Source organism: Sanyastnella coralliicola (assembly GCF_030845195.1).
In the GTDB taxonomy this organism is placed as follows: domain Bacteria; phylum Bacteroidota; class Bacteroidia; order Flavobacteriales_D; family Sanyastnellaceae; genus Sanyastnella; species Sanyastnella coralliicola.
The window spans coordinates 609,010-630,783 of record NZ_CP132543.1; the positions used below are offsets into that span (position 1 = coordinate 609,010).

Consider the following 21,774-nt stretch of genomic DNA (forward strand, 5'->3'; position numbering starts at 1 on the left):
TCCGCGATCCTCGAAGATTTCTTAGATTGCAAGTACCATAGGAAACACCAAACGATTTAACATGACTATTTCAGAGATTAAACAGCGATTGACCGATGGAAACGGTCGATTCGTAAATGATCAGCTTGAAGGAAATTTACAAGACGGAGCACGCAGAGATGAGCTTACAGGTGGACAAGCACCGTACGCGATTATCTTGAGTTGTGCGGATAGCCGTGTTGTTCCTGAATTAGCGTTTGACGCTGGTATCGGAGAGCTTTTCGTTATTCGCGTTGCCGGAAACGTAGCCAACAGTTCTTCTCTTGCAAGTATAGAATACGCCGTAGCTCACCTGGGATCCAAAGTGATTGTAGTGCTCGGACACCAGAGCTGTGGAGCTGTTACTGCAGCGGTACAAGGAGGAAACAACGGATACAACCTGAACCACCTACTTTCTCACATCACTCCAGCCGTAGCAGCTGCAGGTGAAGGTGCTGAAATTAACGACGTGGTAAAGAAAAACGCAATGCTCACAGTAGACGATATGATGGCACGCTCATCAATCGTACGCAACGCAGTAGAATCTGGCGATGTTGAGATCGTACCAGCCTACTACAACCTCGATTCAGGAAGAGTAGACTTTCTCTAGACGTAGGCAGTAAGCGGTAGGCAATATGCCGAGGCTTGCTACTAGCTAATTGGAATATTGATCAGGGTGCCCAGTGGTGCCCTGATTTTTTCTTTCTGTTTTTTAAGGGCGAAATGGCGAAATGGCGAAATGGCGAAATGTCTTAGGTGTTTTCCAACTGAGGCCCTGTCTATAAACGGACGCCGGACGCCGGATGCCGGAAATAGCATGATTAGTTCCGCCTGAGGCGGATAGCATGATTAGTTAACTTCGTACCACGTACCACGTACCACGTACCACGTACCACGTACCACGTACCACGTACCACGTACCACGTACCACGTACCACGTACCACGTACCACTTATATGTCCTGTCCTTGGTCCTTTAGCGGCGCAATCTTGCGCCTGTATCAGGGGAGATAAACTTTCAATGGCAAGGATAATTGGGTGAATTTGTTTGGTTCCGTCCACCGTCCACCGTCCACCGTCCACCGTCCACCGTCCACCGTCCACCGCTAACGCCTATAGCCTAAAGCCTAACGCCTAAGTACGAAGAAATAACCCGTTCCGCCCCCAACGCCTTCAGTTTCCCATTCAAGTGCACATCTACACCGATGAATTCAATTTCGAGGAGTTGGCATGTTTTATAGTCCCAGGTGCCATCGCCGAAGTAGATGATGCGTTCGGGTTCTTCGCCCGTGCGTTCTTTGAGTTGGTCGATAACGTCTTGAGTAATTCCTGCGCGGGTTTTGTGGTAATCGCTGTTAGAGAAACACACACCTTGGATATCGATCCCACCTGTATTTAGCTTCACCATAGCTGATTGCTCCCAAGAGCCCGTAGCGACGCCTAGTCCGATGTTTGGATCATTCTTCAACGAGTTGAAGAATTCTTTCGCTCCAGGCACTTCCTTGAATTTCTCCGGATGGTGCTCTTGCTCATACTTCAGCAAACGAATGAAATTGTCATGCATCCGCTGAAACTCTTCATCCGAAGGAAGTCGACCAAATTCGCGTTCGAAGATTTCTTCTGTAATCCCCCAATCGGTCACATTTTGAAGTCCTTCCCAACTCTGATTCCAAGAGTTAATTTCAAAAGTTTCCTGAAAGGCACGCACAAAGCAATCATCATCCACCGCAGTGGAATCTGTAAGGGTGCCGTCGATGTCGAAGATGATGAAGTGCATGTGGTTTTGGTTTGTGGTTTGTGGTTCGTGGTTCGTGGTTGGGCTTTGGGCTTTAGGCTTTAGTATTGCAGTGTAGACTTGGAGGATCTTAAACTCAAGAGTTGACCGTTAGTTCATCTTTCAGAATTCACCAATTATTAATCACTATTTCAAGGGTTCGTAGTTGACCTTCATGAGTACCCTCCTAACGCCTAAAGCCTAACGCCTAACGCCTCCTAAAAGATTCCCCTAGCCGTCCACTCCTGCTGAATGCGAATCATTTTGAGGTAGTAGGGGATGAGGAAGAGAATTTCAAATCGAAAACTGAATTTAACTACATCAGTTACGAAAGGGAGGAGTACCATGGCGAGAAAGCAAATAATGATACCAACAATGGCGTCGATTTGCGCGTATTTGACACCCCAGTCTTTTTCAAACCACAATCCGTAGGCTACCAGTCCTTTGAAAAGGTATATCGCGCTAACAATGAACGAGGTGATAGAAAGACTAGAAGATGAAAGAAGGCCATAAATACTAGAACTGTGTTTTTCGAATATTATGCCAAACACATGTACGAAAGGCGTAAGGATCCCTGATATTAGGAAGAACCAAATGAATATCTTGATCCATACAGGAAGCAACTTTCTTCGGCGTTCCATTCCGTTCTCACGTGGGTTGTCAAGGATCATTTCTTCCATCGGTGTAGTTTTTGAGAAGGTGAAGATAGCCAAGGAGAGCTTCACACTGGTCGTCTTTTTTTATCTTCGCTCTATGCCTTCTTATCTAAAACTCGTTCTACTGCTATTGCTTGTAGGAACGGCCTCATTTATTCAAGCTCAAGAAGATTGTGATGGATGGAATTTCCAACTGTTTTATGGGTTCCCAGATTGCAACACAGGAAACTTGGAAGTTAACCTGAACATTGTAGGGACAGATGATGATGATGACGCCTGGACTGTATGGTTCTCATACGGGTACGGTTATCAACCAATCTTATGGTATGTTGTTGCTGAACCGGGTGATAACTACTTTAATCTTTCTGGATTTGAGGACTATCCTTTTGAATCTGAATTATTGATTGTAGAGGTGGCGACATCTCCATCTCCCAATTATCCGTTCGGTCATTGCGTTGAGGAGGAACAGTACAGCTTATCGTATGTATTTAACAATGTAAAGGAACCTGCATACGGAAGCATTCAAGAAGAACAAGGCCCTAGCTGTGATGGTGCTTTCGACGGATGGATCAGGTTATACAAACAACAGGAGTACGATGATTTCACTCTCAATATTTATCCCGAGAATCCTTATTTAGAAATTGAATCCTCTGATCAGTACATCGACATCTTCGGAATAACTAATGCAGAATATTCCATAGAGTTGTCCCTTCCAGCTGTTGATGATGCGTTTAATTGCACCCAATTATTTGAGATTGATATTCCTGTCAACAATGGAAACTCGATTATTGACTCATATGAAGTTTCGACGGTTGAATGCGTAAATGGTCAATTAGGGTCACGTGTTGTTACCATTGAACACGATGTGTATCATCATGAAATACTCATCCTTGAAATAGTTGATCAAGAAACGGGAGTAACCGTACCAATATCAACAGAATGGAATAGCTCTATTTGGGGGTCTAGTGTGGATGTTTCTGGCTTAAATCCTGGTGAGTACTGTGCCCAGTTTAATCTAATTGGTTCGAGTTGTGTTCAGGAGCTCTGTTTTGAAGTTGAGAATTCCCCTTACGAATTTACCCTGTCACAACCTGACGTGGAATCCTCTTGCAATTCTGAAGGAGAATATAGTGGTAGCGCAGAAATCTCGTATTCTTTGATCGAATCTCTTGAACCTTACATATGGGAAGTAATTGATCAGGAATCAATGGAAGCAATTGAGGCTGAAATTGAGTTGTTAGAGAATGAGACGTTTCTTGTTTCGGAATTACCGCCTGGCGATTTTTGTTTTAGAATGGGGTATGAAAACATGGATTGTGCCCGACAATCGTGCTTTACCGTTGACCCACCGCCAATTAGTTTCTCTATCGAACAGTCATACTTGAGTCCTTCTTATTGTGATCAAAACGGAGAGGTAGAAGCATGGGCATCATTTACTTATGAAAATCTAAATGAAGGGATTGGTTTCTCTGCTGAGTTGTTTACAATATTCGGGGCACCTGTTCCAACTTCAATTGCTTGGTACTCCGACTCATTATTGGTCTTCGCACCCGAAGCCGGAAATTACTGCCTAAGAGTCACCAATAACCAAACGTTGTGTTCAGTTGAATCATGCTTCGAATTGGTTGATTGGACCCCGAATCCAATTAACGTCGGAGCAATTCAATTAGCTGAGACCTGTGGTGATCCTGATGGAGTAGCTAGTATTCTTTTTGAAGGACCATTAAGTGACTTCCTAATTGACAATGTGGAGATTTTTGTTGACCATCCATTTGCAGGTTACTATTCACCGCAGATTCTAGAATTTCAGTACAACGCGATCATTGTTGGATCACTTTATGGTGGCTATCAAGATATCATAGTGAAGCTGTTCGGATGTGAATGGAGTTTCAATAAGTACATGGGTGAGACTCCGGGTTTAACATTTGAAGGATATACCGCAGATCTGGTAACAGTGACCGACGAGAGTTTTATTCTAGATATAGATGTCCAATCGAGTGGTGAGCAGTTTTTTTTGAGCTACGATGGAGTCACCCATTATCTGCCAGGATTTGTTGAATTCCCTCTAGGAACTGAGCCCGTTGTCAGTTTTTGTCTTTTTGGAGACCCAAATTGCTGCCATGATGTGACGATTCCATTAGAGGAAATAGCGGGTCTTTACGGAACACCTGTTGGAAGCTATTGTCCGGAAGAACCTGGAGGATTTATTCTCTCTTATTTCTTTTCGGATTATGACATGAGTGATTTAGAAATTGATTTAACTCCTCCAGTAGCAGATGCACAGTATGAATATTCAAGTGGGAGCGTTCAAATAGGCAATCTCCCTCAAGGTGAATATACCATCAATGTTACTTCAGAAATTGACCCGGAATTAACTTTTACAGAGGAGTTTTCGGTAGAATCAACTGACGTTCTCACCCCGCTAGCGATTTGGACCATTGATTTTCCGGAATGTCATTTAAACCCGACTGGTGTAGCTAAGGCCGTATTTTCCTTCGATGCGAACGCCGCTATTTTGGAGGGTATGGAGATAACCATTAATCATCCAGAATTTGGTATTCATGAGGCTGAAATTTTATCTGTAAGCAACAACGAAATTACATTCACAGGACTTTACGGAGGAGTCCAACTGGTAGAGTTCAATTATGGAGTATGCCAATGGATACTTTCGAAATCCATGCTCTCTCAACCAGGTGGAAGTTATGACGGCTTTTCGTATTCAATTGGGGAGATTGGTGTGGAATTGACTGAAATCTCTGTTGACGTAGATGCGAATGAGAACTTCCAAATGCACTTTCAAGAAGAAGTGTACGATCTGCCTTTGAATGATTATTTCCCTGTTGGAGAAGAAACGAACGTCTCATTCTGCCTAACAAACGATAATACCTGCTGCGTAGATGAAGTTATTTCCATTCCAGCTTTGGTGTTGATCTATGGTTGTCTTGATTCAGATGCATGTAATTACAGCCCCACGGCAAATACCGACGATGGATCATGCGCCTACGGGGTGAATTGTGGAGACCTCAATGGCGATGGCAATACGAACGCAGGAGATTTGCTTGAGTTCCTTGCACAATATGGCCAAACCGGTTTTGACCTAACTGCTGATTTCAACGGTGATGGTTTAGTTAACGTAGCAGACTTACTAATCTTACTTGGTTACTATGGCTGATCTCCAGGATGGAAATTTTTGATTGATAGTTGCTACCGTCGAGTTCAACTAAATATACTATCCGCCAGAGGCGGACTAATCACGCTATCCAGCCGAAGGCGAACTAATCATGCTGATTCCGGCGTCCGGCGTCCGGCATCCGTTATGATCCGTCACAATTCAGGTTTCCCGTTAATCATGCTACCCCTAACCACCGCAATCCGCAATCCGCAATCCGCAATCCGCAATCCGCAATCCGCGATCCGCGATCCTCTTTCCGCATTCTCCACGGACGCCGGACGCCGGATGCCGGATTCAAATGTTAAAATCCACCCCCCTCTGTAAACTTTCGTGTTAGCAATTCGTCTAACGGCATATATGCCGCTTTGGATAGTTCCCTAACTTACTTAGCGGTACGAAACTGACCAGTCATGAAATACTCACTCCTCGCCGCCATGGCGCTGTGGTGTTTGTCTGCGCAATCCCAGATCTTTCAAGATCATTTTGGGGCCGGACAAGACAACGGCGTCACGGTCACCTCGTCGAGCCAGTCGAATGGTACTAGCCACCAAGCGACAATCAATGGTCTCGGCCTCAACCAACACCTGAAGGATGCGTCTCGCTTCCTGGGGCAAGCATCACTCGGTGCAGATTATGAATTGATTCAAGATGTAGCTTCTGTAGGACCAGAGTTCTGGATGGAACAGCAGTTTGAAGCACCACTCGTTTCCTTCCGCGATACGATGGATATGGTGTGGAACGACTTCCTCCAACAGTATTACGATATCTATGGAGAAGAAGAGGTCTACGAAAACCCAAACATTTTCCCATTGTCGATCTATTGGCGTCAAGCTTGGTGGCATAATGTGATGCACTCGGAAGACCAGTTGCGACAGCGAATCGCCTTGGCGCTTTCTGAAATCTTCGTGGTTTCGGAACGCAGTGACTTGGAAATCGCAGGACATGGGTTGGCAGCGTACTATGATATGCTCTACCAAAATTCTTTCGGCAACTTCCGCGACTTGATTGAGGATGTGACGATGCACCCCGTGATGGGCTACTACTTAAGTCACCTCAACAACGAGCGAACCGATGAAGAGAACAACATCCAACCCGATGAGAATTATGCGCGTGAGGTCATGCAGCTGTTCACGATCGGTTTGTATGAGCTAAATAACGACGGTAGTATCCAATTCGACGATGACAATGAACCGATTGCATCTTATGATAACGATGACATTCAGGAGTTCGCTAAGATCTTCACCGGACTAGCACCAGCAGAATACTGGTGGCATTGGGATGATATCAGTGATATCCCAGTCCAATGGGATGGTGAGTTCAACACCATTCCAACCATCAATACGTGGTTGCCAATGGAGATCAACGAAGCATGGCACGAACCAGGGGAGAAGTACCTACTCAACGGACAAGTAGTTCCTTCAGGTCAATCAGGGGCAGAAGATATTTCTGATGCCATGGACAACCTCTTCAATCACCCGAATGTGGGGCCTTTCATTGGTAAGCAGTTAATTCAGCGCCTAGTGAAGTCGAACCCTTCACCGGAATACGTTTCGCGTGTCGCAGATGCATTCAACGATAACGGGGAAGGCGTACGTGGAGATATGAAAGCAGTGATTCGCCAAGTCTTACTGGACCCAGAAGCTCGTGACTGTGAATGGATCGAACTTCCTTCGAGCGGTAAGATGCGTGAGCCGATGATTCGTATGACACAGATCCTTCGCGCCTTTGACGCGGCGAATGAGTCAGGAGATATGTGGGCCGTTGGTGGATGGTACCAAGAAGCGACCTACCAATCGCCACTCGGGGCCCCTTCGGTATTCAATTTCTTCCTGCCAAGTCACTCACCTCACGGACCAATCTTCGATGAAGGACTCGTAGCTCCTGAGTTTGAGATCTTGACTTCGGCGACAGCCATTAACTATGTCAATCTCGTGTACTTCATGTTCCTGGGTGATTTCTATCTAGATGTGAGTACTGAAGCCAGCGAAAACAACATTGGTTTCCCTGAATTCAACTGGGATCTTTTGGCAGAAGAAGATCGCGTTGATCTTGACCTCAGTGATGAGGTCTTACTCTCCACGCAAGGAGAAGTCTTGATGGATCGTTTGGATATACTCCTGACTGGAGGAACCATGTCAGACGAGACCAAAGAAGAGATCGGCGACGCAGTCGAACTGATGGCCCTCTTTGATGATGAGGCCGCGGTGAAAGCAGGTATTTTCTTAACACTAATCAGCCCAGACTATGTCATCCAAAAATAATGCACACAAGAACGGCATGTCGCGCCGTAAATTCCTCGGGCAAGCTAGTTGTGCCCTGGTAGGATCAGCGACCTTCCTCAATTCTTACTTCAACTTGGGGATGATGAATGCGCTCGCAAAACCAGCGATGAGCTCACCGTTGATGCCATTGACGGGTGACTATAAGGCTACAGTATGTATTCTTCTAGCAGGAGGAAATGACAGCTACAACATGCTGGTTCCTTCTACAACGGAGATCTACAATAACTACGCTGCTTCTCGTTCGAATCTTGCGTTACCGCAAGGAAGCTTACTTCCTTTGAACTTCACAGATGGAGACGGCTATAGTTACGGTCTACACCCAAGCATGCCGGAACTTCAAGGTTTGTTTAACACTGGAAAGGCGGCCTTCATTTCGAATGTCGGCACGCTTCGTCAGCCAACCACCAAGCAACAGGTGATCGATGGTACAGCGCTGCTTCCGCTCGGATTGCTTTCGCACTCGGATCAAATTCAACAATGGCAGACGAGCTTGCCTCAAGAGCGTACCTCGAAAGGTTGGGGTGGACGAATGGCCGATATCCTGCACACCTTGAATGACAATCAGGATGTGAGTATGAGCATTTCACTCAGTGGGGTAAACACTTTCCAAACTGGAAACGAGATCATTGAATTTGCGATTGAGAATTCTGGAAATGGAAGTGTGGGAATCAACATCTTCGAAGAAGAAGACCCATTCAACCAATTGCTTGGAAATACAGCGCAAAGTGTACTTGAGCAAGAGTACCAAGACATCTTCAAGCAGACCTACCGCGACAAGGTATTGAACGCACAAGGGTCACACGAAGCCTTTAGTTCTGCGATTGCAGGGGTGAGTGAGTTTGTAACGCAGTTCAACCCTCAGAACCCAATTTCACAGAACATGCAGATGATTGCGAAGAGTATCGCAGCAAGCTCTGTTCTAGGACATACGCGCCAAACCTACTTCCTTACTTTCGGGGGGTGGGATCACCACGATGAGGTTCTTGAGAATCAACAAGCGATGCTTGCCCTCGTGTCTCAAGCCCTCGGAGAATTCCAAGCAGCAATGGAAGAGATCAACATGGATGATTGTGTAACCACTTTCACCATCTCTGATTTCGCCCGAACACTCACTTCAAACGGAAACGGAACGGATCACGCATGGGGCGGAAACGCTATCGTGATGGGCGGCGCAGTTAACGGCGGACAAATCTATGGTCAGTACCCGAACCTCGGATTGGGATCAGACCAAGAGGTAGGAAATGGAATCATCCTTCCAACAACATCCGCTGATGAGTACTTCGCTGAACTCGCCTTATGGATGGGCGTGGAACCAGGAGACATGGAGTACATCCTCCCGAACCTGGGTGAATTCTTCGACATTAATAATGGCCAGCCAATCGGCTTCATGAATATCTAAGACCATGAAAAAGACACTCTTTCTATTTTCATTGATCACATCAAGCTTGCTGGCCTCAGCGCAATGTGATTTCGGCTCACACAGCATTAACTGGGAAGACGCCTGGTTGTCATGCTCCACTTCCGAAAACCCAAACCCAGAACGCGGTGAAGGACATTGGATCATGTACGATCTCGGTTCACCACATGCTTTCTTTGAGTCACACATCTGGAACTTAAACGTACCAGACCAAACAGGACAAGGCGCACGCAACTGCTACTTTGATTTTTCTGTTGACGGAGAGACATGGGAGAACTTCGGAACCTTCGAGGTAAACGAAGCCCCAGGAAACGATGACTACTCCGGAGAATCAGGCCCCTATTTCGACGGCATCGTCGGACGATACATGCTCATCACCATCGACACCAACTGGGATGGAAGTGAATGCTCAGGTATCTGCGAGATCAAGGTAGACGTAGAAGACACCACAGTCGATATCGAAGAAATCACGGCCTCTCTTGAGTTCAGCGCGTTCCCTAACCCGGTACGTGACGTCCTCACCATCCGCCACTATGAAAGCGGTACCCTAGACCTCGAAGTCTACAACAGCTCCGGCCAACTCGTCCACAGCGACCAAGTATTCGGAACGACATCTTTCCTTGAGGTAAGCTCTTGGGAAGGAGGGTTGTACCTCGTTGTATTGAAGAATTCAGAAGGGGTGCGGGCTGTTAGGAGAGTGGTGGTAGAGTGATGTTAGTCCGCCTGAGGTGGATAGCATGATTAGGACCGCCTAAGGCGGATAGCATGGTCAGGCAGATAGCAGTAATTCGATTGTTATGGAAACGGATGCCGGACGCCGGATGCCGGAATTAGCATGATTAGGCGGATAGTAATTATTCGATTGGTATGGAAACGGACGCCGGACGCCGGACGAGTCCCATCCTGAAATAGGTTGACATTAAAACCAAACACAATGTCACAAACCTATTCAATCCGCCAGCGCTTCAGTTTAGCGCTAAAACATGAGATCTGCGACCTAGTGAGCAGTGGTGAAATGAGCATGACAGAAGCACGTAGACACTTTCATATCAAGGGTCATAGTACAATCCTAGATTGGATGCGTAAATTTGGTTATCTCGAGACCCATCAAGCCATGTCACATCCATCTAAGAAAGAAGATCCAGAAGCTCTAGCAGCTCGTATTCGTGCCTTAGAAGCGCAGCTAAAAGAGGAAAAACTCAAGACTCAGTTACTTGATGCGATGATCGATATAGCTGAAGATCAGCTGAAGATCAACATCAGAAAAAAGTCCGATACCAAGCAGTCGAACAAGTAAAACAGGAGAATGCAAGCACCTCCCTGGTGGTGTTATGCAGGCTACTTGGTGTAACCAGACAATCGTATTATAAATCACAGAAGACAAGGGAGCGAACGCTTTTGCAAGAGGAAGTGGTTCTATCTCTGGTGTCTGAAGTCCGTTCCAAGCTACCACGAGTTGGTACACGCAAGCTGTACCATATGATCAAGTCAGAAATGGATGAAAATGAGTTGAAAATCGGTCGAGACCGTCTGTTTGATATTCTTCGCTCTAATGGGATGTTGGTAAAGGTTCGTCGTAACAAGGCCAAGACGACGTTCTCCTACCGTTGGTTTAATCGCTTCGATAATCTCACAGAAGGAATCCGGCTTAGTGGGTCTAACCAACTGTGGGTGAGTGATATTACCTATGTTCGAGTAGGTAGTAAGTTCTTGTACTTATCCTTGATTACGGATGCTTACTCAAGACGAATCGTGGGTTATCATCTATCGCGCTCCTTGGATCGTTCAGGATGTATAGCCGCCTTGCGAATGGCGCTATCAACGACAACCAGCACGGAAGGTCTTATCCATCATTCAGATCGCGGAGTCCAATACTGTTCGAGTGAATACACAGCATTGCTGGAACAACACGGAATCCGAATCTCAATGACTCAGAACTCCCAACCGTTGGACAATCCTAAAGCTGAACGAATCAATGGTATCATCAAAGGAGAGTTCTTAGATAGCTACAACTTAAGAGGCTTAGATGACGCACGAGAAGGAGTCCGCAAAGCTGTTGCACTGTACAACTCGCTTCGACCACATGAAAGCTTAAGGCTAGCTACGCCCAACCAAGTTCACTTTGAAAAAGACAACCTAAAACAGGAAACAAGAACACTTGTAAACCTATAACAGTAAATTAGTACAAACACTGTCAACTTTTTTTAGGACGGGTCAACGCCGGACGCCGGACGCCGGACGCCGGACGCCGGACGCCGGACGCCGGACGCCGGACGCCGGACGCCGGTGTATGTGTCATTTTCTAATACCCAGATAATCAATCCCCTTCCTCAGCCCCGCAAGCGTCTCCGCCTCACGACTACCCTCTTCCGGTTCGTGCATGTATTCCCAGTTGGCAGTAGCAGGGAGGCTCATGAGGATCGACTCTGTTCGTCCGTTGGAGATGAGGCCGAAGCGGGTGCCGCGATCATGGACGAGGTTGAACTCAACGTAGCGTCCGCGGCGTAGGAGTTGCCATTCTTTTTCTGAAGATGTGAAAGGAAGGTCTTTCTTCTTTTCCGCGATAGCGATATACGTAGGAGCGAAAGTTCGTCCGACGGCGCAAGCGAAGTCAAAGAAGTCTTGTTTGTTGCCGCCTTCTCGTCCGAGGTCATCGAAGAAGATACCTCCGATACCGCGTGTTTCATTGCGATGCGGGAGGTAGAAGTAGTTGTCTGCCCAGTCTTTAAATTTCGGGTAATAGGCTGCATCAAATCGATCACACACGCCTTTCATTTGTTCGTGGAAGAAGCGTGCTTCGTCACGATCAATGTAGTGTGGAGTCAGGTCAATTCCGCCGCCGAACCAGTACGTCCCGTCGCTCAATTCGAAGTAGCGAATGTTCATGTGAATGATGGGAACTGGCGGGTTGTTCGGATGAAGTACAATGCTCACCCCAGTGGCAAAGAAGGTCTCAGAATCGTTTTTAAGCTGGGCTTTCAACTGAGGCGAACAAACCCCATGGACTTCTGAGAAGTTCACTCCACCTTTCTCAATAACGGCGCCATCACGCATCACGCGTGACCGACCTCCGCCTCCGCCTTCGCGGTTCCATGAATCTTCTCTGAATGTTCCTTTTCCATCAAATTCCGCTAGCGCGGAACAGATCTCATCTTGAATCGACTGATATGCCGAGGTGATCTCTTGTCTAGTGGGCATGGAGATTTTCCAGTTTCATTTCGTGGTGACGAAGCAGGTAGACGTGTTCGTTTTCATACCCGCTTTCCATTCCCGTTTTGCGGTAATCGAAGGCAATATGAAGAAGGCCGCTTAGGTCGATAGACTCGAAGTTATTCGGGAAGTTGATACCGTATTGGATCAATCCGCAGCCATAGAACATCATGATGTCATACCCGAGGAAAGCGTACTTGCTCGGGTCTACTTGGAACTCCTTTTGGTATGCATCAGCAAAGTGCGTTACCGAAGGGTTTTCGTAATCGAGGTATTGTGCTGAAGGTACAGCCAATTGCGTTCGATTCTTGTATGTGATATCCAAGAAGTCGTAGTTCAACCAATCATCTGGAGCATATACCAAGACTTGGAATTCTTCTTCATTTAGAAGTTGAATTTTACTCTGCAAATTGGCAATCATACTGCGGCTCTGGTTTCCAGCCGGAACCACAATAATGTTGCGTTGCGCTTTGCTCAGCTTCGCTTCAAACTCTCCAACGAACTTGCTACTTCCTTCGATCTCGGTGTAGCCCTTAAGCGTCATGTTCGGAGAAGCTTTCAAGGCTTGATCGTAGTACTTCTTGAAGAGCTGCACCATACGAGCATCCTTCACATCTTTACTGTTGATGAGGATGACGTTTTCACCGGCATGCGTATTCGCTACATGCTCTGCCATGGCCTTCATTTCCGACTCCATAGAAGGAAACACCTTACTGAGATTCGGGTTGCTCAAGAGAACCTTGTTCGACTGCGGTACAGGACAAACAACGTGAATCCCTTTACGTGACGCGTAAGAAGAAACTTTCTCGATGGACTTGCGCTGAAGTGGGCCGATAATGAGGTTAGCGTTCTTCACTTCATCGCGTTGCAGTGCGGCCAATACATCGGCCTCAGTTGTCGCGTCAATGAAAGTCACATTGAGATTCGCGCCGCGTTTCTGAAGGCTATCTAAGGCGAATGTCATTCCGCGGTAGAAGCTCATTGAAATTTCGCGGAGACGTTCCGTTTTTCCTTCTCGATCGTATCCTTCTTCTCCTTCTTTAATGAAAGCAGTTTGCAAGCCAAAAGGCATCATTACGACCACGTTGTAACGTGATTTAATGAATACCGTGTCTTTCATTTCAAGATTGTATTCAATCTCCTCAGTTTGCTGCACAAAAAGCTCGTTGCGAATAGGGATCAAAATCTCTTCTCCGGCTTTCAGTCCTTCTGGCAGGCCATCATTCAACTTCGCAATTTCGTCTGGGTCAACGCCGTACTTTCGAGAGATACCGTAAAGGGTTTCTCCCATTTGAACGAGATGCTTTTCCCAACCGTCATTAGGCCCTGGTTCAATAACCTCTGTTGACGGCATGTCAAGATCGTTTTGAGGGATCTTCAATTCTGTGCCTGGCTGTAGGCTTAGTTCGACACCTGGATTCAGTTCTAGAATGCGGTTGATATCGCAATTGTACTGACGGCTAATACCGTAAAGCGTCTCCTTTCTCTTTACGCGGTGAATCATAAACCCGCCTTCAATGCGCACAGGATTCGTCCAAACATCGCTGTTGACTTCTCCTTGAGCTGGGATGTAGAGGGTTTGACCAATTTGAAGTCCATTCTTCGCCATTGGATTCTCGGCGGTGATGGTTTCCACGGTAGTGTTATACAGCTTAGAAATACCGTACAGCGTATGACCTTGCTCTACTGTATGCACGTAGTAGGTCTTACCGTTTTTCTCGATAGTCACCTTGTCACCTTGAGCTTGAAGGTCAGCGACCAACAGTAGCATCAGCGAGCAAAGTAGGTATGTCAGTAGTCTTTTCATTGTCTTTGAGACGTTGCTGATCAGCTTCGTCACTCCCATTCGATCGTCGCAGGGGGTTTCGAGCTGATATCATATACAACGCGGTTAATGCCTTTAACCTTGTTGATGATCTCGTTCGAAACCTTTCCAAGGAATTCATAAGGCAAATGACACCAGTCTGCGGTCATTCCATCAGTAGAAGAAACCGCGCGCAGTGCTACCGCTTGTTCGTAAGTGCGTTCATCTCCCATAACGCCCACACTTTGCACCGGAAGCAAGATAGCACCTGCCTGCCATACATCATCATACAAATCGTGTGCCTTAAGTCCATTTATCCATATGTGATCCACTTCTTGCAGTATTCGCACTTTATCTTCAGTAATATCACCGAGAATACGAATTCCGAGTCCTGGACCTGGGAATGGGTGTCTTCCAAGGATGGATTGTTTGATGCCTAATGCACGTCCTACACGGCGAACTTCGTCTTTGAATAGTAGGCGAAGTGGCTCCACAACCTCCAATTTCATGAAGTCTGGCAATCCGCCAACGTTGTGGTGGCTTTTGATTGTCGCACTAGGTCCACCTGTAGCGCTCACTGATTCAATCACATCAGGGTAAATAGTTCCTTGTCCAAGGAATTTCACGTCGGAAATCTGATTGGCTTCGTCGTCGAATATTTCGATGAAGGTTTTACCAATGGCTTTTCGTTTTCCTTCGGGGTCTGAAATTCCCGCTAGCGCGGAATAGAAACGATTGGCAGCGCGCACTCCTTTTACATTCAAGCCCATGTCTTGGTAGCTCTGAAGTACGTCTTCGAATTCATTTTTACGGAGTAGCCCATTGTCTACGAAGATGCAGTAGAGGTTCTTTCCGATGGCTTGATGCAAGAGAACAGCTGCCACTGATGAATCAACACCACCACTCAATCCAAGAACAACCTTGTCGTTGCCAATCTTGTCCTTGAGTTTGCCAACGGTTTCATCGATGAACGATTGTGGTGTCCAATCTTGAGCGCATCCACAAATCTTCACGGTGAAGTTTTCGAGGAGTTTTGTTCCTTCTTCACTGTGGTAAACCTCAGGGTGGAATTGGATGGCGAAAGTTTCGTCAGTCGTGCTTTCGAAACCGGCATACTTGACGTCATTCGTAGAACAAATCAAGCGGTAATCGTCGCCAATGGATTGAATCGTGTCAGCGTGCGACATCCACACCTGAGACCCTTCAGTCATGCCTTGAAGTAGTCGGCTCTCCGTATTAATCGTAGCTAGATGAGCGCGTCCGTACTCACGGGTATTTGAGGCTTCTACTGAACCCCCGTAGTTCTGAGCGATGTATTGTGCTCCGAAACATACGGCGAGCATTGGAACATTTCCGCGGTAGCGATCAAGATCAGGAGTTGGAGATTTTTCATCTCTCACAGAAAACGGACTCCCTGAAAGAATCACGCCTTTCACGGATTCATCAAGCTCAGGCGCTTTATTCCATGGAATGATCTCTGAATAGATATTCAGTTCGCGAATTCGGCGTCCGATCAACTGAGTGTACTGTGACCCGAAGTCAAGGATGAGGATCTTCTCGTGCATGGGCGCAAAATTACACTTTGCATTAGGCTCAGCATAACTTTTGAGGCGCTTCTTTTCAACTTTGTATGCCCACTTTATGGATGTATTTTCGCGGCATGATCTTAAGCAATCTCGAAGGGAAGCGTGTGATCCTTGCAAGCAAGAGTCCGCGACGTCAACAACTCATCCAAGGATTAGGTATCGAAGTAGAGATTCGTACCAAGGAAGTGGAAGAGGATTTTTCGTCGGAGCTCAAGCGTGAAGAGGTAGCGCGTTATTTGGCAGAGAAGAAAGCCAATGCTTTCCTTGAGGACCTTAAAGAAGATGAGGTCGTCATCACAGGCGATACCACCGTTTACCTCAATGGTGATATCCTCAACAAGCCTGAAGATCGCGACGACGCAGTGCGCATGTTGAAACTACTTTCGGGGCAAACGCATACTGTGATTACCGGCGTTTGTTTGATTTCGCTAACGCGGAAAGTAGTACTCCACGATGAGACGGATGTTACCTTTCGAGAACTCACAGACGAAGAGATCAACTACTACATCGACGTTCACCAACCTTTCGACAAAGCCGGCTCCTATGGCGCTCAAGACTTCATCGGCTTCGTTGGAATTGAAGACATGCATGGGTCATTCTACAATGTCATGGGCTTCCCCCTCCATAAGGTCTACTCCGAATTAGCGAAGTTCTAATCCTCACTTAGGGGGATGTGTAATTCGCGCATTTACTGGAAATTGTCCCTGTAAAGACGTAACTTAAAGGAGTCTGAAATTAACTCTATGAAGTCTGTAAAGGGATATCTCCACCCTGATGCTGTGGATATGCTGTTCCGTACCTCGGAACGTGCGACCAATACCGGAACGATTCTTCGCGATATGAACGACGGCGAGATCATTCTGTCCTTGGGTGCACAGCATATGCTTAGAACAGATTCACGATTTCCTGAAGATCATCAAGCTACTTTTCATCGATTTGGTCAACACACTATTCAACGCATTGAATTGGCAATGCAGGATGCTGTGTCATACAAACGCACAACTGAACTTCTTCTTGAAGATCAGTCAGACAAGGCGATGCAGTTTTTTCGACTGGTCGTAAGCCCTTCAGAAAAAGTGGAATCACAAGGTTTGGTGATTGCGACGATTTCCGATGTTACACAAGAGCAAAAAATCCGGCACGATTTCAAGTTGCAGTCTATGCTACTCGATCAAATCCAGGATAGCATTATTGCAGTCGATAAGTTTGGGACGATTTTCTACTGGAATCAAGGAGCTGAGCGAATTTTTAAATTACCAAAGTCAGAAATGTTAGGGGCGCATATTGATCGACTCGGCCCTGGCTTTGATGTGGCTATCTATGAAGAGATGCATCGAACAGGTGAAGCATTCAGGAAAGCCGAATGGTGCCATGAGCAAGCCGAAGACGGTGATGTATGGGTACGTGTGACTACCTGTCCAATTTCAGATGAGCATGGAGACTTTGCGGGTGTGCTCGGGGTATCGAAGTGTATCACCGAAGAGAAGAGACTATCTCTGGAGAACGAACGTCAGCGCTCGTACCTAGAAGCGGTTTATGAGGCAACGGGCCTTTCGATTATATGTCTTAAGACCGATCGAAAGATCATCATGATCAATTCCCTCGCAAAAGAACTCTTCTATCAAGTAGAAGGGGTAGATGTGGTTGCAGGGATGAGTACGGATCAATTGCATGTGGGAGAATGTCACCTGAAAGATTTGGTGGATGGCTTCCTGCGTGGAGAGTTGAACTCACATGAGTCTTTTGCTAAAATTGATGGAAAACCACATTGGTTAAACTGCGAAATTCGTCCGCTTGTCATTCCTGGAAAGGAGAGCGAAGAAGCCGATTTGGTCATCACTTTCAAAGACATTACTGATCTCAAAACAAGCGAGATCAACCTGATCGATACTGAGTCTCGTTTCCGCAAGCTCTTTGAGAACAACTCCTATGGAATAGCGGTCTACAGCCTGGAAGGATTCGCCATCGAAACGAATGAAGCCTATCAGAAATTGACGGCTCGTTCAAACGAAGAATTGAGGCAAACGAATGTTCATGAAATTCTCCATCCAGAAGACGTTCCAGATTCTGATTGTGCGACTTACATCGCCAAGACCGAGTTTCCGCGTTTGAAGCGATTTGTCGGAAAGGATGGATCACTTCGCTATGGTAACCTTCACCTGAGCTTGATGCAAAACATCGCCGGTGAAGATGAATACATCTTGGTTATGGCCAGGGATGTGAGTTTTGAAGTAGAGCTCGAACAAAGCAAGCGCAGCCTTGAAGATCGCCAGCGTGTTCTTCTCGAGGATGGATTAGACGCCGTATTCCTCGTAAACGAAGAAGGACTTGTTCAGTATGCGACTTCATCAGTCAACAATGTACTTGGTCTTCGTGATCAACAAGTGCAAGGGAACAGAATAGATTTCTTACTCGGGATAGCGCCTGCTGATTTGAGCACATTACTCTCTGATGTGCTTCAGGTGAATGAACAAGGATCTATTGTGTTCTACACCCCTTGCAAGCAATCCAATGACAGAAAATGGCTCGAGGTACATGTCTCCAACCGAATGAATACTCCGGCGGTGTCTGGAATTGTCATGGTGGTCAGAGATGTCAGCCTTGAACGACAATACCTCATGGATCGTTGGCAGTTTACTATGAAGCTGGAAAAGGAGAAAGAAACGGCAGAAGAAATTGGTCGTTTGAAGAGCGCTTTTTTAGCAAACATGAGTCATGAAATACGTACGCCACTCAATGGTATCATCGGCCTTTCGAATCTCATTAGCCACGAATCACTCGAAGAGCAAATCCAAGAATACGCGGGGATACAGAAAGAGTCGAGCATGCGACTCCTTGATACGGTAAACAGTATTTTGGACATGGCCAGGTTAGAAGCCGGCAAAACACAAGCACATCAAGAAAGAACGGCCTTGCTCGATAACGCACAACGCATCGTGAAGCCTTTCATCTTCTCAGCGGAAGGGAAAGGACTAGAATTCATATTCGACGCGGAAATATCACCAAAGAGTGAGGTGATGGTCGCTCCCGGCGTATTGAATTTGATCTTGAATAACCTCATTGGTAACGCGATTAAGTTTACTGATGAAGGACGGATTTCGGTCGTGCTTCGGGAAGAAGGCAGCACTCACTTGTCTATACAAGTAAGTGATACGGGGATCGGAATTGCGGAAGAGAACTTCGACCGAATGTTCCAGCCCTTTGAACAAGAGAGTTCAGGGTTTAACCGCCGTTACGAAGGAACTGGATTAGGATTGGCGATCACAAAACGATTTGTGGAATTGGCCAATGGAACCATAGAAATGCAGAGTACCAAGGGGATGGGCACCTCGTTTAACGTACGTCTGCCAAAGTATACCAATACAACCAATGATTAAGGTACTCTACGTAGAAGATGATAAGATAAACCGTCTCGTACTCGATAGATACCTTCATGAAGATTTTGATGTCACCATGGCCGCTACGTCAGGTGATGCATTGAAGTTGATGAAAGAAGGGGAGTTCGACGTGGTGTTATTAGACATCAATTTGGGAATTGACGACTTAGACGGAATCGCGTTGTTGAAGCAAATGCGTAAAGAATTTCCGTCGGTTGATTCGCGCTTTATCGCCGTGACAGCCTTTGCAGGAAGCGGTGAAGAACAAGAGATTATTAAGGTGGGCTTTGATGCTTATCACGCTAAACCCGTAGATAAATGGAGTCTCATCGATCAAATCAAAGCTGAGAACGCTAAGCGATCACACTGATCTTGCCTGCTTCTCCCGCGACCATTTTTCCAATCGCTTCATGATGTAATCCGTGCTGCTGTAATAGTGCAGCCACTTGATTTGCACTTGAAGGATCGCAGCTTACCAACAAACCGCCACTCGTTTGAGGATCGCATAGAAGATCGCGCTCAAACCCTTCATTGGCCTCAACGTAGTGACCATAACTCGCGAAGTTCCGCTTGGTTCCACCCGGAATAGCCCCTTGCGTATGGTAGTGTAGCAATGACTCACGATCCAAGACCGTCGGGATCGATGCGAAGTTGATCTCTGCCTTTAAGCCGGCCGCTGTAGTCAGTTCGCTTAAGTGACCCAGTAAACCAAATCCTGTAACATCTGTCATGGCGTTGACGCCATCAACTTTCCCCAACTCAGCACCAATCTTGTTCAAGGTTTTCATGCTGTTCACAGCAGCTTCCACGTGTTCATCAGAAGCTAATGATCGCTTCTGTGCAGTGGTGATCATTCCAACGCCAAGACCCTTTGTCAAGAAAAGAATGTCACCTTCCTTCGCCTTGTCGTTTTGTTTCAGCTGATCTACTCCAACGATACCTGTCACAGCCAATCCGAAAATAGGTTCCGGACTGTCAATGCTGTGTCCGCCAGCCAATGGAATGCCTGCAGCTGAGCACACTTCTCGTCCGCCCTCTAGTACTTGACCAGCTACCTCAGTGCTTAGTTTGTCTATCGGCCAACCAAGAATAGCGATGGCCATCATTGGCGTACCACCCATAGCGTAGATATCACTGATCGCATTCGTTGCGGCGATTCGTCCGAAGTCGGCGGCATCGTCTACGATTGGCATAAAGAAGTCTGTTGTGCTGACTACAGCTTGACCGTTTCCAAGGTCGTGAACGGCAGCATCATCCTTGGAGCTGTTTCCAACAAGGAGCCCAGGGAAATGCTGACTACGATCTACTTTACTGAGGATATCATCAAGAACAGCAGGAGAGAGTTTGCATCCGCATCCGGCTCCATGGCTGTATTGGGTGAGTTTTACTTCCATATGTTTGAGGCAAGCAGCGCTTTGGCTGTTTCTTCGGGGTTCATTCCTTTGCCGTCAAAGGTCTGAACTTTTTCTTCTTCTCGTTTGCTAAGTCCGTGTGAATAGGTCTTATCATAGTAACGCAAACCGATGGTGGCAGCGCCTGCAAGATCACCTTGATCGATCAGTTCGAGGGCGAGTTGTACGTTTTGTCCGCCGAGTCGTTTGGTGATTCGTTCGAATCCTAACTTCAAGAGATCGGGATCAATGTTACCATAGTCTTCGGCTAGGAATTCTGCTCGTTGCTCCATGGTTCGTTCGATGAAAATCAAACGAGAATTCTTGATCTGAAAGAGGAGTTCATCAGACACGTATACGCGTCCAATGGTTCTGCTTTCATCTTCCATCCAGATCACCTCGTTGGCATCGAGTCTGCGAAGGACGTCCCAGACTTCTACGATAAATGCTTCTGTTCCCGGTTGCTCTTCTTCGAGAAGGTTTCCAAAGGAAGACCCTTTGTGTTTGGCAATACCTTCTAAATCAATCACCTGAGCTCCTTGTTCTTTCATAGCATGAAGAACCTGGGTTTTCGCGCTTCCTGTGAAGCCTCCTAGTACTCGAAAGTCAAAGTCGTTTGAAATAGCTCGTCGGATCTCATTGCGAAAGGCCTTATAGCCTCCTTCGAGCACGTCAACTTGGAATCCAGCTGTAGTCAACAACCACGCCATCGAGTTTGAACGCATGCCGCCACGCCAGCAATGCACACGCACTTTGCCTTCTGGAGCTAAACGTTGGGCTGAATTGACGAAGGAAGACATCTTAGGACCTACGATGTCCAATCCGATTTTAAGCGCTTGATCTGGACTGTGGTTTTTGTAGACCGTTCCAACCAAGGCGCGTTCGTTATTATCGAAAATGGGAAGATTGATCGCCCCCGGAATATGCGCCTCCTCAAACTCTGCTGGTGTACGGACATCCAGAATAGGAGAGTCGAGTTCTAGGTTTAGGAATTCTTGGGGGGAAATCACCATGTGGCGAAGGTAGGGTTTTTCAGAGCGCGTCAGCGAACAGAAGGGCCCCTTGAAATCTTAATTTCCTGTTACATT

17 protein-coding genes are annotated in these 21,774 nt (G+C 46.6%); 10 read left to right on the forward strand and 7 right to left on the reverse strand.

The window, feature by feature from the left end:
• Window positions 1-61 precede the first annotated feature (61 nt).
• Window positions 62-628 carry a carbonic anhydrase gene (locus RA156_RS02575; protein ID WP_306642527.1) on the forward strand — a complete coding sequence of 189 codons (567 nt, stop codon included), beginning with the start codon at window positions 62-64 and terminating at the stop codon, window positions 626-628.
• Between the two features lie 509 nt (window positions 629-1,137).
• Here the strand turns inward: RA156_RS02575 and RA156_RS02580 are convergent.
• Both RA156_RS02580 and RA156_RS02585 read right to left on the reverse strand, forming a co-directional pair.
• Window positions 1,138-1,794, reverse strand: coding sequence for an HAD family hydrolase (locus RA156_RS02580; protein ID WP_306642528.1), 657 nt, complete (start codon window positions 1,792-1,794; stop codon window positions 1,138-1,140).
• 215 nt (window positions 1,795-2,009) lie between these two features.
• Window positions 2,010-2,471, reverse strand: coding sequence for a hypothetical protein (locus tag RA156_RS02585; RefSeq protein WP_306642529.1), 462 nt, complete (start codon window positions 2,469-2,471; stop codon window positions 2,010-2,012).
• Between the two features lie 73 nt (window positions 2,472-2,544).
• On the opposite strand from RA156_RS02585, the gene RA156_RS02590 reads away from it, so the two are divergent.
• The 6 genes from RA156_RS02590 to RA156_RS02615 all read left to right on the forward strand — a co-directional run bounded on the left by RA156_RS02590 (window position 2,545) and on the right by RA156_RS02615 (window position 11,490).
• Window positions 2,545-5,619, forward strand: a complete 3,075-nt coding sequence (locus RA156_RS02590) for a dockerin type I repeat-containing protein (protein WP_306642530.1) — start codon at window positions 2,545-2,547, stop codon at window positions 5,617-5,619.
• Window positions 5,620-6,029: 410 nt separating this feature from the next.
• On the forward strand, window positions 6,030-7,880 hold the full coding sequence (locus tag RA156_RS02595) for a DUF1800 domain-containing protein (RefSeq protein WP_306642532.1): 1,851 nt from the start codon (window positions 6,030-6,032) through the stop codon (window positions 7,878-7,880).
• 16 nt (window positions 7,881-7,896) lie between these two features.
• Window positions 7,897-9,300, forward strand: coding sequence for a DUF1501 domain-containing protein (locus RA156_RS02600; protein WP_306642535.1), 1,404 nt, complete (start codon window positions 7,897-7,899; stop codon window positions 9,298-9,300).
• A 4-nt stretch (window positions 9,301-9,304) separates the two neighbouring features.
• Window positions 9,305-10,030, forward strand: coding sequence for a T9SS type A sorting domain-containing protein (locus RA156_RS02605; protein ID WP_306642536.1), 726 nt, complete (start codon window positions 9,305-9,307; stop codon window positions 10,028-10,030).
• 222 nt (window positions 10,031-10,252) lie between these two features.
• Window positions 10,253-10,615 carry a transposase gene (locus tag RA156_RS02610; protein ID WP_306642538.1) on the forward strand — a complete coding sequence of 121 codons (363 nt, stop codon included), beginning with the start codon at window positions 10,253-10,255 and terminating at the stop codon, window positions 10,613-10,615.
• Window positions 10,616-10,641: 26 nt separating this feature from the next.
• Window positions 10,642-11,490 carry an IS3 family transposase gene (locus RA156_RS02615; RefSeq protein WP_306642539.1) on the forward strand — a complete coding sequence of 283 codons (849 nt, stop codon included), beginning with the start codon at window positions 10,642-10,644 and terminating at the stop codon, window positions 11,488-11,490.
• Window positions 11,491-11,613: 123 nt separating this feature from the next.
• On the opposite strand, the gene hemF is transcribed toward RA156_RS02615, so the two are convergent.
• Genes hemF through guaA form a run of 3 tightly spaced genes read right to left on the reverse strand, consistent with a single transcriptional unit; the run spans window position 11,614 to window position 15,897 of the window.
• Window positions 11,614-12,516 carry an oxygen-dependent coproporphyrinogen oxidase gene (hemF, locus tag RA156_RS02620; RefSeq protein WP_306642541.1) on the reverse strand — a complete coding sequence of 301 codons (903 nt, stop codon included), beginning with the start codon at window positions 12,514-12,516 and terminating at the stop codon, window positions 11,614-11,616.
• The gene (locus tag RA156_RS02625; RefSeq protein ID WP_306642543.1) at window positions 12,506-14,335 is read right to left on the reverse strand and encodes a LysM peptidoglycan-binding domain-containing protein; all 1,830 of its coding nucleotides are present in this window, start codon (window positions 14,333-14,335) and stop codon (window positions 12,506-12,508) included. Before RA156_RS02625 ends, hemF begins: the two co-directional genes overlap by 11 nt.
• A 29-nt stretch (window positions 14,336-14,364) precedes the next feature.
• Window positions 14,365-15,897, reverse strand: a complete 1,533-nt coding sequence (gene guaA, locus RA156_RS02630; protein WP_306642545.1) for a glutamine-hydrolyzing GMP synthase — start codon at window positions 15,895-15,897, stop codon at window positions 14,365-14,367.
• Window positions 15,898-15,992: 95 nt separating this feature from the next.
• Between guaA and RA156_RS02635 the strand changes: the two genes are divergently transcribed.
• The 3 genes from RA156_RS02635 (at window position 15,993) to RA156_RS02645 (ending at window position 19,665) form a co-directional block, all read left to right on the forward strand.
• Window positions 15,993-16,574 (forward strand): Maf family nucleotide pyrophosphatase, encoded by a 582-nt coding sequence (locus RA156_RS02635; RefSeq protein ID WP_306642547.1) that lies wholly within the window; start codon window positions 15,993-15,995, stop codon window positions 16,572-16,574.
• 87 nt (window positions 16,575-16,661) lie between these two features.
• Window positions 16,662-19,295 carry a PAS domain-containing sensor histidine kinase gene (locus RA156_RS02640; RefSeq protein WP_306642548.1) on the forward strand — a complete coding sequence of 878 codons (2,634 nt, stop codon included), beginning with the start codon at window positions 16,662-16,664 and terminating at the stop codon, window positions 19,293-19,295.
• Window positions 19,288-19,665 (forward strand): response regulator, encoded by a 378-nt coding sequence (locus tag RA156_RS02645; protein ID WP_306642550.1) that lies wholly within the window; start codon window positions 19,288-19,290, stop codon window positions 19,663-19,665. Before RA156_RS02640 ends, RA156_RS02645 begins: the two co-directional genes overlap by 8 nt.
• On the opposite strand, the gene selD is transcribed toward RA156_RS02645, so the two are convergent.
• Both selD and mnmH read right to left on the reverse strand, forming a co-directional pair.
• Entirely contained in the window at window positions 19,649-20,689 is a 1,041-nt protein-coding gene (gene selD, locus RA156_RS02650; RefSeq protein WP_306642552.1) for a selenide, water dikinase SelD, read from the reverse strand. The genes RA156_RS02645 and selD overlap by 17 nt on opposite strands.
• Window positions 20,680-21,699: a tRNA 2-selenouridine(34) synthase MnmH gene (mnmH, locus tag RA156_RS02655; RefSeq protein ID WP_306642554.1), complete on the reverse strand. Its 1,020-nt coding sequence runs from the start codon at window positions 21,697-21,699 to the stop codon at window positions 20,680-20,682. Before mnmH ends, selD begins: the two co-directional genes overlap by 10 nt.
• Between the last annotated feature and the right edge of the window lie 75 nt (window positions 21,700-21,774).